We start from the raw sequence: 13,476 nt of genomic DNA on the forward strand, positions 1-13,476 counted from the left end.
AATTTATACATTTAGATAAATAATCAAAGTAATTAACTTGATCGATATCAGTCTAATCAGCATACTCGTCTGCAATTACCAAGGAGCTCTTTGGTAGAAATCACGGTTGCGCCTTTGATATGTTTAAGCTTAGATTAAAGGATGTTGAGTATAATTGATTTTGTAGTGCTAAAAATATTATAATTCTGTACAAACTCTAAAGTGTAATTTTTTTTAGAATTATCTTCTACAACTTTTATGCAATAAAAGACGTTCACAAATTCTCATCGGGTTTGTTGTCATAGTGTTTTGGCGACAGGTTTGTTGATTATGTATTCTATGTATTCACATTCTTGATTGCCATTAATCAGGGCTTGTAGTTCGGGAAGTGCATATCTTACTTACTCTTTATTTTAAGTATAGCGACATAACCTCAGCTTGAAAGTATCTCTCTCACACAAAAATACTTTAAGGCTTACTGGTTTCCGTATTCAGCTCAAAGCAACATATTACTTGGTCTAAATTGGTCATCTATTATAATGATAAATAAGCGAATCAATATCACTCAAAAAAACTTTTTACTTTTTTTATATATTGTTATTCTGGGTTTATTTGGTCCAGTTGTTTATTGGGTTAGCAACCACAACACCCAACTCCCATTTACAGGAAAAGCTGAGAAAAACCCGATTCAAAAGCGAATGAGTATTGGAGAGAAAATACTCGTTAAAGCTAACAACGATGCAGCTAAACAGGAAGGGATAACTGCATTTGCTGGTGGTGACTATGTTCTTGCCATCGAAAAGTTTCAATCTGCTCTTAAAAGGGTTCGCAATGATCCTGAAACTCGCATTTATCTTAATAATGCCATTGCTGCCACAACAGAATCTCCATTTAGGATTGGGGTTAGTGTACCCATCGGCGGAAATCTTAATGTTGCTCAGGAAATCTTAAGGGGAGTTGCTCAATCCCAAGATAAGATTAATCGTAATGGCGGTGTTGGCGGTAAGTTAATGATGGTTGAAATTGCCAACGATGATAACAATCCAGAAGTAGCTCAACAAGTCGCCCAAAAATTTGTGCGGGATCAGAAAATCTTGGCAGTAGTAGGTCACAACGATAGTAACGCTTCTATTGCTGCAGCTCCTATTTATCAAGATGGGGGATTAGTGATGATTACTCCCACCAGTTCTGCCGAAACATTAACAGCAATGGGAAATCATATTTTTCGTGCCACTCCTAGTACCAGAAATTTAGCTGATACTCTAGCTAATTATGCAGTCAATGTTGCTGGAAGCGAGAACGTCGCCATGTGTGTCGATTCTGATTCTCAGGTTAGTGTCTCGTTCAAAGAGAATTTTACCTGGGCAGTATACAATTATGGCGGTAAGATTGCCCCATTCGATTGTGATTTGGCAGCAGCAGATTTTTCTCCAGAAGAAATTCCTTCCCAAGCTATTAGTCTTGGTGCAGATACATTGTTATTGGCTCCTTCAGTTCGTAAAGTCAAGAAAGCGCTGGAAATAGCTTCAGATAATGACGATCGCTTGACTTTGCTAGGAAATCATTCCTTAAATACTTATAGTACTCTTAAGGATGGACAGAATGATGTAAGTGGGATGGTTCTCTCTGTACCTTGGTATCAAAAAGCAATAGCTAGAAATTCTTTTATTGTTAATGCACAGGAATTTTGGGGGGGAGGAGTCAATTGGCGTACGGCAATGGCATATGATGCAACCCAAACTGTCTCTCAAGCGATCGCATCTGGTGCAGAGCGTCAAAATTTACAACAAACTCTAGCTAATCCCGAGTTTTCCACTCAAGGGGCTACTTCAGAAATTAGCTTTTTGCCATCGGGCGATCGCAATTTACAAGGAGGTCTGGTCAAAATCAAGCCAGGTAAAAAATCGGGAACTGGTTATGATTTTGTACCATTAAATATGGATCAGATTATCGAAGCAGCCCCTAAACCAAGCCCAAAAGGTGCCACCACCAACCCCCGAGTAAAGTCCAAATGATCAAGTAAGCTAGACTTAAGTAAAATCCTAGTATGCACCAAGTGGCAGCATCTACATATCCCGCACCAAAATAAATTGGTGCTTCGGCAGTGCCATAATGAGTTAAACAGCCTGATAGATTAATTAAGAAAGCTAAAACCAGGGCAGCATACATTGGTGGTGTTCCCAAAGAAATAGCTACGGATAAAAAAGCAGGAAACATCGCGCTGGCACGGGCAGCTTTACTAGCAAAAAAGTAATTGCTATAAAAGTAAACCAAGCTTAAACAGGCAAAAGCTACTTGCCACCATAAATTCTCAATGGCACTGCCAATTACATTACTTACCCAACCAATAAAGCCAAACTGACTGAGAAAAGTTGCCATCATCAGCAAGATAGAAAACCAAATAAAAATATCCCAGGCTTTTTGTTCTTGTGTAATATCCTTCCAGGTTAATACTCCAGTAGCTAGAAGTAAAATAACTCCAATCAAACTGGTAGTGACACTTTCTATGCCCCAAAGCTGATTACCCCATCCCCAAAGTACCAGCAAGACTATGAATATGACAATCATTGACCATTCTGATGGTCTGATTTTCCCCATTTTCTTGAGCTTATCTTGAGCTATTTGTGGAGCGTCTGGAGTAGATCTTAGCTGTGGTGGATAAAACCAATAAACTATTAGAGGCATTGCGATTAAGCTAATCACTCCAGGTAATAATGCTGCCAAAGCCCAAGTTATCCAATCTATTTGCACGCCGGCAATTTCATCAGCCAACTGTGCCATTAGAGGATTTGCCACCATTGCTGTTAGAAATAAGGCAGTAGTAATTTGAGTTCCCTGATAGGCTGTAGTCATTAAAAAAGAACCAATTTTACGTTCTGTGCCATCATAAGGCTCGCTGTCAAAAGCTGTTGCCAATGATTTGACAATCGGAAAAATCACACCACCGCCTCTAGCATTACCACTGGGCATTACAGGGGATAAAATTAAATCTGTAATTAACAAGCCATAACTCAACAGCAAAGTATTTTTGCCGAAGATAGTAATAAATAAATAGGCAATACGGGTTCCCAAACCAGTTTTGATAATTGCGCGGGCAACCAGAAATGAGCAAACTGTAAGCCAAGCGGTTTTGTGACTAAAACCACTTAATCCTTGCTCAATAGTAAGGGTATCAGTAATGACGGAGACAGTTAAAGCAATTACTGCCACTGCACCGATAGGTAATGGTTTGGTGATGAAGCCAATAATAGTAGCCAAAAAAATCGCCAATAAATGCCATGCTTGCTCGTTGACTCCTTCAGGAGATGGTATGAACCAGAGCAAAATACCGACAAAAAGGGGAAATATAAAGGACTTAGGACGATTTACTTCCTCCCCAATCTCAATAAATCCCAATTTGCGATTAATTAGCCAACCAAAGCTGGGCAAGATTAGTAAATAATCTGCCCATGAATGCTTATTCAGTTTAAGCTGATCGACTATTACTTGCTGCTTATCTTGATGACTGGTGACTTTTACTGGAAGATATTTATGATGTATTTGTGAACGCAAAGACTTTCGAGACCCTTTGCTCTGACTAGATCTTTCACCTGTATCAAGAGGCTTCATGAAAATAAAAATAATTAATGCGACACAATACTGCTCCGATACTCCCAATTTTCTAGTTTTGATTCTGTAGAATTACCCCAGAGATTTTTCTAACTTGCTATTGGCATTAAGTCAGCTTGTTTGTTAAAAGTTTTATCTTGAGTAAATACTTGGTCTATTGTCATAGCGGACGCATTAACTCGCAGTAGATGGACTAGCAGATTAGAAAACTGTAATTTATCCACTACGCTACTTTGGCAGACATCGTCAGTTAAAGTTAACATGCTACACCCCGAAGGATGTTCTAAGGTGAGAATGTTGGATTTATCATCAGAGATATTGAGGTTATAGTCTTGACCCAGTTTCAGTAACTCACTCAAGCTCAATAGTGTTGGGACATTAATTTGGGCAATCTGTGCCATTTCTACAGGTGCAGTAATCAAGCTTATTTCTCCTGGTTTGCGTTGCGAAAAGTCTTGCGCGAGGGAAGGCAGATGACTTTGACTACCTGGAGCTGTGATATAGGCATAAATCCCTTGTTCTGTGGGTAAATCCTCTGCCTTGATGCCGTAGGTGCCAAAAACATGATTGATCTCTGCAATGACAGTTTTAATTAGGCTATTGGTGTAGTGATTAGAGGTCAAATCAGCAATTACCCTACCAGTCAAAGCGGAAAGAACATTAGTAGTAACATTAACAGCTAATTTATTGCATACTGCTGTACGAATTTTATTGGTGTAACTGGCAGCAACTCCATATTGAGAAAATAAATCACATAGGCGTTGAATTGTGACTTGTAGTTTCAAGTTACGACTATCTTTTTTTGTTAAACCTAAAATTAGTTTGGGTGGTTTTTTGACTTGGACTTTCCCATCTTTATTTCTCTGACAGGGTGCTTTAACCACACAGCCCACTAAAATGCGATCGCTCAAAGCTCGATACAGAGCACCGTTTTGATCGACACTATCCAAATAACGACGGCAACTAAGTTGATTAACTAGATTGTCGTTGAGTGAAGATAAGTAAATATCATTGTCAAACCACCAGTAAGGAATCCCATTTTGCGCGTGAATCAAAATAGTGTCTGGAGTTGAATGAGATTGGATATAGGAAGTAACCCTTATTAGATCGTTACTCTTAAGAGCAACTATAATAATGTCGAATTTTTCACTTAAGTATGTTGCGGTATCTGTAAAATTGACATTGGGATGTAGGGGAGAAATCCAGAGCCTTTCCCCGTTAGCATAATATAGCTGTAATCCTTGATTTTGCAGTCTTTGAGTATATGTACTATTGGGTTTTCCCGCAAACGTGACTTTTAAACCTGCTTTGATGAGAGAAGCTCCCATTAATGCTCCGACAGAACCAGCACCGATAACTAAAATGTTATTCATTGATTTTATATTATGTTTTTTGCCAATAGTTATTCACAACTGCAAACGAACTGCTAAGGCCATCCTAATTAATAGATTCTTGGGCTGACTTAGCTTAAGAAAGAAAGAGATTTTTGCCGAGAACCAACTTTTTTAGTGGGTACATTCCGGCGTTGGAAATCGCTCATGGCGATCGCATAAGTCAAAATGGGATGAGTGACGATTAGTTCTGCTAATTCTGCGTCTTTGGCAGCTTCAATTTCAGCACAACTAAGTAAATAAACTTGTTCTGCGGCAGATAAAAGATCTAGATATTCAGAATACTTAAGCTGCGGCATAAATACTTTTTGTTCTTGTTTTCAAAGCGATTTGTTGACAGCCAAACAATTAACTTTAATTAATTAACTAAGTAACTTAGACTATCTGACTATCAGCACAATCTTAAAATATCAAAGCTTCTCAAAAGTAACCTTTGCTACTTTGGTGTAACTAAAATTACTTAAAAGTAACTTTTCAAATTATGTATCTCAACTAGGTTAAAATGAGAAACTCTAGTTAACATTACTCACTTCGATCTGCTGAGGCTTTTTATACACAGTTATACAAAATAACCTTTTACATACTTAATAAGGATTTTAAAACTTAATTATTAAGGCTACAAAACCATTTAGATTAAGATGTAATTAAAGCTATTAAGATGTTATTAAGCTATTAATATCGTAGCAACAATACTGAGAAGAATTGTGTCTTATTTTACAGTTTGCTACTTAAGTATTTTAAATTCTAAAGATATCAATTTGTTTTAAATTCTCTTGTCAAAAAGATAACGACTAAATTCATGAGTAAATCATGAGTAAATCAGTTGTTGACAACTATTAAACGCTAGGATTTAACCAGCACCTTTACATTCTCTTCATTTCTCACTCTAGATAATTCATTCTTCATCGTCTTAGAGTTGTCATAGCTCAACAACCCTGAAACATGGCACAATAAAATACGCTTATTAATAAAAGATTAATGGTTAGCATCTCTACTAACTAACATAACTATTCAATAAATAAAGATTGATATGACTGCAACACTCCAAGCACCTGCCAAGACTCGCCGCGTAGTTTTTCCCTTCACGGCTATTGTAGGGCAAGAAGAGATGAAACTAGCTCTTTTGCTCAATGTAATCGATCCCAAGATTGGTGGCGTCATGATTATGGGCGATCGCGGTACAGGTAAATCTACGACCATCCGTGCGTTGGCGGATTTATTACCCGAAATCGAAGTAGTAGCAGGAGATCCTTTTAATAGTGACCCCAACGATCCTGACTTAATGAGCGACGAAGTTAAACAAAAAATTGAACAACAGCTCCCCCTTGAAACCGTCAAGAAAAAAGTTCAAATGGTAGACTTGCCTCTTGGTGCAACAGAAGATCGAGTATGTGGCACGATTGATATTGAAAAGGCTCTATCTGAAGGAGTCAAAGCCTTTGAAGCAGGACTGCTAGCAAAAGCAAATCGTGGCATTCTCTACGTGGATGAAGTTAACCTCCTAGACGATCACCTAGTTGACGTACTGTTAGATTCTGCTGCTGGTGGCTGGAACACTGTGGAAAGAGAAGGTATTTCTATTCGTCACCCAGCACAATTTGTCATGGTGGGGTCAGGGAACCCGGAAGAGGGGGAGCTTCGTCCTCAACTATTAGACCGTTTTGGTATGCACGCGGAGATTCATACTGTTAAGGAGCCAGATCTGAGAGTAAAAATCGTCGAACAAAGAGCGGAATTTGATAGCAATCCAAACCTCTTCTGTGATCAGTATGCTGAGCAACAAGCAGCCATACAAGCCAAAATAGTCCAAGCACAACAGTTACTCCCCTCCGTAACAATGGATTACGATTTGCGAGTTAAAATTTCTGAAATCTGCTCCGAATTAGATGTCGATGGTCTTCGGGGAGATATCGTCACCAACCGTGCGGCCAAAGCGATCGCTGCTTTTGAAGGTCGGACTGAAGTAACTGTAGATGATATACGTAGAGTGATTGTTCTCAGTTTACGTCATCGTCTGCGTAAAGATCCTCTAGAGTCGATCGATTCTGGCTATAAAGTAAATAAATCCGTTGCTCGCGTTTTTGGGTTAGAACTAGAAGAATAAAGATTACTTAATCAAAAAAATCACTCAAATTTGGTGATCTAGGCGATTAAATAGTGGCAAAGCCAATACCATAATTAGCATATGGCAGTATCTACAGACAATCAATTAGTAAGCAAAAATAACCCTGAAACACCGCTAATTGAACTTCGAGGAGTCAGTAAATCTTTTGGTAATAACGTCATTCTTGATCGGGTCAATCTAAAGATAGACCGAGGAGAAGCGTTAGTTATTATCGGACCTTCTGGGACTGGTAAATCCACTATTATTAGAATGATTGCCGGATTAATACCGGTCGATAAAGGAGTAATCTATATCAATGGTCAAAAGCGTACCGGTTTAATCGAAGACCAGGAAGACCCAATTAGTATCAGTATGGTGTTTCAACAAGCTGCTTTGTTTGACTCCCTTACGGTAGAACAAAATGTGGGCTTTTCTCTTTATGAACACTCTAATCTCAGTCATCCTAAAATAAGAGAGTTGGTAAGCGACAAGTTAGAAATGGTCGGGCTGACGGGAACCAATAATTTGTTTCCCTCCGAGTTATCTGGAGGAATGCGTAAACGAGTTAGTTTTGCCCGTGCGATTATGTACAATCCAGAAAACCTTAAAAGCAGACCAGAGATAATTTTGTATGATGAGCCTACGGCTGGTTTAGATCCCATCGCCTCCACTGTGATTGAAGATTTAGTGCGGGATTTACAGTGTACAGAACGTGGTTGTGGTACTTATATTATGGTTAGTCATCAAGATAGTACTATTCGTCGGACTGCCGACCGTGTAGTCTTTTTGTATGGGGGCAAAATTCAGTGGTCAGGCACAGTAGAAGAAATTGACTCTACCGATAATCCCCTCGTGAGACAGTTTTTTAGTGCTAGCGTTGAAGGACCAATTCGCGTGATTGATTAAACTAAAAGAATAGAGAAGAGGAAAAATATGCGATCGCGTACCCTGAGAGAAGGTTCAGTTGGGTTACTAATTATATTTAGTATTGTTTTGTTTGGTGGATTCGCGCTTTGGATTAGAGGTATTAAATTTGGCGAAAAAAGCTACCAAATAATTGCCGATTTTCCAGATGTCAATGGTATTCAATTGGGAGATGGAGTACGTTATCGGGGATTACAGATTGGTAGAGTTCAGGATATTCAACCGCGGACAAATGGAGTTGATGTCACAATTGAAATTGACTCTTCCAAGCTGTTGATTCCCAGAGATGTTACTGTTCAAGCTAGAAGTTCGGGATTAATTGGCGAAACTTTTATTGATATTATTCCTGAATCTAATGTGCCTGTGGAAAGCTTCAGTATGAATCCAGTTAGTTCGCAATGTGATTCAGCGAAAATCATCTGTGATAATACTCGTCTTCAAGGAGAAAAAGGTATTACCCTAGACGATTTACTACCTTATACTTTTCGTTTTAGCAAAGCCTATGGCGAACCAGAGTTTGTCGAAAAAATTGATGCTACATTTCAGCAAGCTTCTCTGGCAGCATCGGAGATTGCCAATTTGAGTAAAGATACCTCAACTTTGGTCAGAGAACTACAACAAGAAGTGGCCAATATTTCTACTATTACTAAAACAGTAACCGATGTCGCTAACCAGACTTCTACAGAACTAACTGCCACCGCTAAAAGCTATCAAGATACTGCCCAGCAGATCAACAAATTGACTAGTAATGTCCAAGAATTAGTTACTCAAAACAAAGCCAATCTAGTTACTACCCTAGACAGTATTGGAACTACCAGCGATCGCTTACAAACTTTGGTAGTCAAATTGGATCGAACTGTAGATGCTGCCGATACAGAAAAATTAGCGAGTAATTTGCAAGAGCTAACCACCAATGCTACAGCAGCATCCCAGAACTTAAAGAGCATTAGCGAAAGCTTTGGTAATCAAGAAAGTTTGGTTGGTCTGCAACAGACTTTGGATTCAGCAAGGGTTACATTTGATAATGCCCAAAAAATCACTGCCGATCTCGAATCTATTACGGGAGACCCTGCTTTCGTAGAAAATTTCCGCACCTTAGTTGATGGTTTAAGTAATTTAGTCTCTTCTTCCGAGCAACTAGAACAACAGATTAAAATTAGCCAAGATGTCAAACCGATGCAGGAAGCTCTGTCTATTCCGCCTAATGACTCGAAATCAGCCAAATAATCACCAACAAGCTGACAACTATTTGTTAAGTAGCAGTCTTCTGTAGAGATTCCTCTAAGGCTTTACGAGAAATACGAGTAATATAAACTGTTGCAGCAAGAGTAGCTAAGAAGCTAACGATTTTTATCAGCCATTGCAGCTCAGGATTAGCTAGATTAGTTGCCTTGTCAATGTTGGCTAAATCTTCCGCTAAAGAACCAAAATAGACATAGGTAACGGTCATGGGGATCATCCCAATTGAACCCAAGAAGTAATCTCGTAAAGATATTCCCGTTACACCAAAGGCATAATTTAGTAGGCTAAAAGGGAATATCGGAGAAAGACGAGTTAACAGGATAATTTTTAACCCATCTCGATTTAAAGCCTGATTAAGCGCGTCAAAAACCTTATTTCCTGCAATTTTGCGACTAATCCAGTCTCTTGCGATATACCGCCCCAGCAAAAAAGCACAAGTCTCGCCAATAATTGCGCCCACCAACACATATATTGAACCCCAAACAACCCCAAACACTACCCCTGCACCTAAAGTCAGAATCGAACCAGGAATCAGAGCAACAGTAGCAATAATGTAGAGCAGAATAAAGGCGATTATTCCGATCCAACCTAAGTCTTGAATTCCTTGTAAAATACGGTGTAAAGCTGCTTGCAGATTATAATGAGATAATCCTAAAATAATATTGCTAGTTGCGGAGAGAATTAGATTAAGCTCGCTCATTAGCGTTTAGGAAATTATTTCTCTAGATTAACTAATTTAGTTATGGCATTAGTTTTTGAGAAATAGCTGAAAATTTATCTCAACTTAGATTAAATAGTGCGTAATATTGAACACAGTTGCCCAATTTTTAGATTCGGTGACATTACTCAAACCAATCTAATCGTCGTCCGATTCAGTGAAAAATTCGATTCAATAAGCGATCGCCGACTACACCACGCCGATCAATACGTAATACTTCACAAGACTCACCGAGCAGAGATTTTACTGGATAACGCCACAGTCCCTCAATTGTTCCAGCTAACTTCATAATGAGAACCGCTGTATGCTTAACTAATTAACTACTAACACAGGACAATTAGCCAGATTAATAACGCGGTTGGTGACACTTTCGGCAGCAGCTTCTTCGTCAATTAAACCTAAACCCCGACAGCCCATAATAATTAGATCGGCATTCATTTCATCGGCAACATCGCAAATAGTAAAGGAAGGAAGACCAGTTTTCTCTATTGTTTCGGCATTAATCCCTTGATTGGCAAAAAATGATTTAGCTTCCTCTAATAGTTTGGCTACCTTTTCTTCAGAACCCATAGCACCTTCTGCATTGGCTTCAACTACAGATAAAATGACTAGTTTGCTACTGTGAATTTTGACCATATTCGCCGTAATTTCGATCGCTTTACGGGCTTCTCTAGTTAATTCAATGGGAAATAAAATTGTCTTAAACATCTCTAAACCTCAAAAAACCACATTAAATCAAGATTAATACAGTCACAAAAGATATTGTGGCAGAAAAAACTTGATAAGTACTTGGGATTTAATAAATTTAACTATATTTCCCTAATGTGATTGGCGACTTAGGCGATCGCCCTGGCGACAAACTAAATCATAGTCACAATAGCGACAGGCTTTACGATCTATATCGGGAGCAACGGGATAGTGTCCTTGTTCGAGGTAAGATTTAACTTTTTCAGCGAATGCAGCTAATTTTTGGGGATCTTTTTGCGGACGACTAATAGTTTTTTGTTTGGTTACAGAATAGTAGGCTGCTGCTTCTATAGATTTATCTGGATATTGTTCAGCGATCGCATCTTGGTATACTGCCAGTTGAATATCGATATTTGCTTTGCCTGTGGCATCTTTTACTCCTGCGGGAGTGACACCACTAGTTTTGTAATCGATTACGGTTAATCCCGTCTCAGTGCGATCGATTCTGTCTACTTGTCCCTGAACTTTCAAGCCATACCATTGAGTATCAAACTTGGTTTCTCTGGCAAGAACTTGTCTTTCTGGAGGTAAAAATTCTGTACTGGCTAAATTGAGGGCAAGTAAATCTAAATGTTCTTGGCGTTGAGCCTCCCACCCTGGTAATTGGGTTAAGTTTAATTCTTGTTCAGCAGTTTTAAAGGCCTGGGCTAACTGTTCTTGGTTAAATTTGGCTAAGTCACTAGCAGTTTTAATCTGTTCTAAAGATAATTCCAGAGTGCGATGATAAAGATTGCCTCGAAAAGCAGCACTGAGATCGGATTCAGCTTCAGTTAATTCTTTGAGTTTCAGCAACCGCGCACTATACCATTTAAAGGGACATTGACCTAACTGAGTTAGCTGAGAAGCACTAAAAATCTTACGCAGGGGATCTATCTTAATTCCGATTACTCCATCATATTCATCAGGCGCGATCGCACTTCCTCGACGAGCTTCCACCTGCCAAGCTGTAGTAATACTAGGTATCAACAAAGTAGAACTTATTTGTCGATCTAATAAATTAGGCTGACGCAGATATGCTTGACGAGTCAATTCAATACTGGCTAGAGGTAAGGTATTTACGGTTGTGGGTTGTAATCCGAGACGAGTTAGATAGGGACTGGGGAAGGTAGGCTGGCGATCAATTAATTCTGGATAAGAAAAAGTGATATTTTGAGTTGGGATGTCTAAAAGACTATAAAAATTAAAAGTTTCTCTTTGGGCAATATCAATAGCGGTTTCAATGTCTAAGCCTTGATTAGTTAACTGCTTACGACTATGAAAATCTAAAATCGAGTCGTCAGCGATCGCCGCTGGTAAAATTCCCTCAGCACTGCCTAAAACAAATACATAAGGATATTTAGTTCCCAACAAAGAAGTGGGAGTATGTAATTCAATGCCGCCTCTACCTGGTTGGGCAGGTACAGTCAATAATGCTAGTATTTCATTGATTTCAGTCAGAAAACCCGCCTTGCTTAACTGTTGCTCTCCAGGTTTGAACAATTCCAGTAAAGCTTCTTGAAGACGATAAAAAGCGACAATTTCTCGTGCCCAATATTTAGCTTTTTCCAGTACATCCCAACTAGTTAAAATATCTTGTAAACGTTTGAGCCAAATATCTCGGCGATAGCTATTTTGTGACAAATTGAGTAAGCTCAAATCGATTCCCAGCTTCTGCCAAGCCACTATACCTTGAGGATGTTGCTGTCTTGCCTCAGACCAAATTTCGGGAGACATACATTTAGCTAGAGGATGAGATAATAATTTCGCTGTAGCTTCAAAGGGACATTGATCCCTAATTACTTCTAATAGCAATTTTAACCAGGCACCGATGCGAGTTTGCTCTAGAGGAATTTCGTATGATACTTGCACGGGTAGATTGTATTCCCAAGCAATATCAATTAAAGTCTCTCCATACAATTGCTCTTCCCTGGTTATTAAGACAATATCTGGTGGCAAAACTCCCTGAGTCAATAAAACCTTAACTTGAGTTAATACTCCCCGTACTTCTGCTTCTAAATTAGGAAAAGGGTTTAACTTAGCTCCTGTAGGTAAAGCTGCTGACTGCTTAAAACACTTTTGTAATTGTTGGCTGATACTCTTAACCTGATTTGAATGACTCTCTAGTAATTTCCACCCCTGAGATTGTAACCACCCTAACGCCTTTTGATTCTGAGGAAATAATTCATCTTGCGGTAAGACTAAAATACTGTTGTCTCCGGCGATCGCATCTATCAAAGCTAATTCATCTTTACCTGGGGCAAAATAACCGTAAAATAGATATGCTTTTTGATAGGTGACATCAACTGCTCCCTGCCAATAGATTTCGGCTGCATCAATCCGCTTCGTTTTTCTTAACTGCTGTCGATAGGCGATCGCTAAATTACCTAGTTGTCGTATTCTGGGGTCAGAACATTTTTGCAGTACCCTTAGATCTACTCCGCCACGAAACAGGTCTTTAATAGTTACTAAAAATGCTTTAGCCGTACCCGCTACATCTTGAGTATCAATAGTTTGTTGAACAGCATTCTGTAATAAACGACGGCTAAATAGGGTAGAGGCAATTCCGAACCCTTGGCGACGAACAATATTTTGTGCCAGACTTTCTAAACTATAGTGAGGAACTTTGAGGCTGGAAGCAATTGGTTTACTTGGCGTGATTACCTGAATATTAGAATTAAGGGAAACTAATGAACTTAATTCAGTTGCGATGTATCTGCCCATAAGTAGTATTTTCCAGGAGATAATTAAAGTTTCAAACCCGTTCCTTCTTTACAGTTATAAGT

11 protein-coding genes are annotated in these 13,476 nt (G+C 39.0%); 4 read left to right on the forward strand and 7 right to left on the reverse strand.

Annotated features, from left to right (window positions below):
- Nucleotides 1-518: 518 nt before the first annotated feature.
- Nucleotides 519-1,994, forward strand: a complete 1,476-nt coding sequence (locus PLEUR7319_RS0122155; protein WP_019507427.1) for an ABC transporter substrate-binding protein — start codon at nt 519-521, stop codon at nt 1,992-1,994.
- On the opposite strand, the gene PLEUR7319_RS0122160 is transcribed toward PLEUR7319_RS0122155, so the two are convergent.
- The 3 genes from PLEUR7319_RS0122160 to PLEUR7319_RS0122170 form a co-directional block, all read right to left on the reverse strand.
- On the reverse strand, nt 1,942-3,588 hold the full coding sequence (locus PLEUR7319_RS0122160) for an anion permease (RefSeq protein WP_019507428.1): 1,647 nt from the start codon (nt 3,586-3,588) through the stop codon (nt 1,942-1,944). The genes PLEUR7319_RS0122155 and PLEUR7319_RS0122160 overlap by 53 nt on opposite strands.
- Before the next feature lie 89 nt (nt 3,589-3,677).
- Nucleotides 3,678-4,961, reverse strand: a complete 1,284-nt coding sequence (locus PLEUR7319_RS0122165; protein WP_019507429.1) for a ketopantoate reductase family protein — start codon at nt 4,959-4,961, stop codon at nt 3,678-3,680.
- Between the two features lie 89 nt (nt 4,962-5,050).
- Nucleotides 5,051-5,278: a hypothetical protein gene (locus PLEUR7319_RS0122170; protein WP_019507430.1), complete on the reverse strand. Its 228-nt coding sequence runs from the start codon at nt 5,276-5,278 to the stop codon at nt 5,051-5,053.
- A 731-nt stretch (nt 5,279-6,009) separates the two neighbouring features.
- Between PLEUR7319_RS0122170 and bchI the strand changes: the two genes are divergently transcribed.
- The 3 genes from bchI to PLEUR7319_RS36395 all read left to right on the forward strand — a co-directional run bounded on the left by bchI (nt 6,010) and on the right by PLEUR7319_RS36395 (nt 9,234).
- Nucleotides 6,010-7,083, forward strand: coding sequence for a magnesium chelatase ATPase subunit I (bchI, locus tag PLEUR7319_RS0122175; RefSeq protein WP_019507431.1), 1,074 nt, complete (start codon nt 6,010-6,012; stop codon nt 7,081-7,083).
- 81 nt (nt 7,084-7,164) lie between these two features.
- Nucleotides 7,165-7,989, forward strand: a complete 825-nt coding sequence (locus PLEUR7319_RS0122180) for an ABC transporter ATP-binding protein (protein WP_019507432.1) — start codon at nt 7,165-7,167, stop codon at nt 7,987-7,989.
- 27 nt (nt 7,990-8,016) lie between these two features.
- On the forward strand, nt 8,017-9,234 hold the full coding sequence (locus tag PLEUR7319_RS36395; RefSeq protein WP_019507433.1) for an MlaD family protein: 1,218 nt from the start codon (nt 8,017-8,019) through the stop codon (nt 9,232-9,234).
- A 25-nt stretch (nt 9,235-9,259) separates the two neighbouring features.
- On the opposite strand, the gene PLEUR7319_RS0122190 is transcribed toward PLEUR7319_RS36395, so the two are convergent.
- From PLEUR7319_RS0122190 to PLEUR7319_RS0122205, 4 genes are all read right to left on the reverse strand, one after another.
- A complete protein-coding gene (locus PLEUR7319_RS0122190) occupies nt 9,260-9,949 on the reverse strand; it encodes a TVP38/TMEM64 family protein (RefSeq protein ID WP_019507434.1) in 690 nt (229 codons plus the stop codon).
- Between the two features lie 172 nt (nt 9,950-10,121).
- The gene (locus PLEUR7319_RS40855; RefSeq protein ID WP_019507435.1) at nt 10,122-10,256 is read right to left on the reverse strand and encodes an MOSC N-terminal beta barrel domain-containing protein; all 135 of its coding nucleotides are present in this window, start codon (nt 10,254-10,256) and stop codon (nt 10,122-10,124) included.
- A 23-nt stretch (nt 10,257-10,279) separates the two neighbouring features.
- The gene (locus PLEUR7319_RS0122200; protein ID WP_019507436.1) at nt 10,280-10,675 is read right to left on the reverse strand and encodes a universal stress protein; all 396 of its coding nucleotides are present in this window, start codon (nt 10,673-10,675) and stop codon (nt 10,280-10,282) included.
- Nucleotides 10,676-10,786: 111 nt separating this feature from the next.
- Nucleotides 10,787-13,414 (reverse strand): PD-(D/E)XK nuclease family protein, encoded by a 2,628-nt coding sequence (locus tag PLEUR7319_RS0122205; protein ID WP_019507437.1) that lies wholly within the window; start codon nt 13,412-13,414, stop codon nt 10,787-10,789.
- Between the last annotated feature and the right edge of the window lie 62 nt (nt 13,415-13,476).

Source organism: Pleurocapsa sp. PCC 7319 (assembly GCF_000332195.1).
In the GTDB taxonomy this organism is placed as follows: domain Bacteria; phylum Cyanobacteriota; class Cyanobacteriia; order Cyanobacteriales; family Xenococcaceae; genus Waterburya.

What these genes read in the sequence shown, in the direction of transcription:
- PLEUR7319_RS36395 (WP_019507433.1), top strand. Translation starts at nt 8,017, where the DNA reads ATGCGATCGCGTACCCTGAGAGAAGGTTCAGTTGGGTTACTAATTATA.
- PLEUR7319_RS0122190 (WP_019507434.1), bottom strand. Translation starts at nt 9,949, where the DNA reads ATGAGCGAGCTTAATCTAATTCTCTCCGCAACTAGCAATATTATTTTA.
- PLEUR7319_RS0122160 (WP_019507428.1), bottom strand. Translation starts at nt 3,588, where the DNA reads ATGAAGCCTCTTGATACAGGTGAAAGATCTAGTCAGAGCAAAGGGTCT.
- PLEUR7319_RS0122200 (WP_019507436.1), bottom strand. Translation starts at nt 10,675, where the DNA reads ATGTTTAAGACAATTTTATTTCCCATTGAATTAACTAGAGAAGCCCGT.
- PLEUR7319_RS0122180 (WP_019507432.1), top strand. Translation starts at nt 7,165, where the DNA reads ATGGCAGTATCTACAGACAATCAATTAGTAAGCAAAAATAACCCTGAA.
- PLEUR7319_RS0122170 (WP_019507430.1), bottom strand. Translation starts at nt 5,278, where the DNA reads ATGCCGCAGCTTAAGTATTCTGAATATCTAGATCTTTTATCTGCCGCA.
- PLEUR7319_RS0122205 (WP_019507437.1), bottom strand. Translation starts at nt 13,414, where the DNA reads ATGGGCAGATACATCGCAACTGAATTAAGTTCATTAGTTTCCCTTAAT.
- PLEUR7319_RS40855 (WP_019507435.1), bottom strand. Translation starts at nt 10,256, where the DNA reads ATGAAGTTAGCTGGAACAATTGAGGGACTGTGGCGTTATCCAGTAAAA.
- PLEUR7319_RS0122155 (WP_019507427.1), top strand. Translation starts at nt 519, where the DNA reads ATGATAAATAAGCGAATCAATATCACTCAAAAAAACTTTTTACTTTTT.
- bchI (WP_019507431.1), top strand. Translation starts at nt 6,010, where the DNA reads ATGACTGCAACACTCCAAGCACCTGCCAAGACTCGCCGCGTAGTTTTT.
- PLEUR7319_RS0122165 (WP_019507429.1), bottom strand. Translation starts at nt 4,961, where the DNA reads ATGAATAACATTTTAGTTATCGGTGCTGGTTCTGTCGGAGCATTAATG.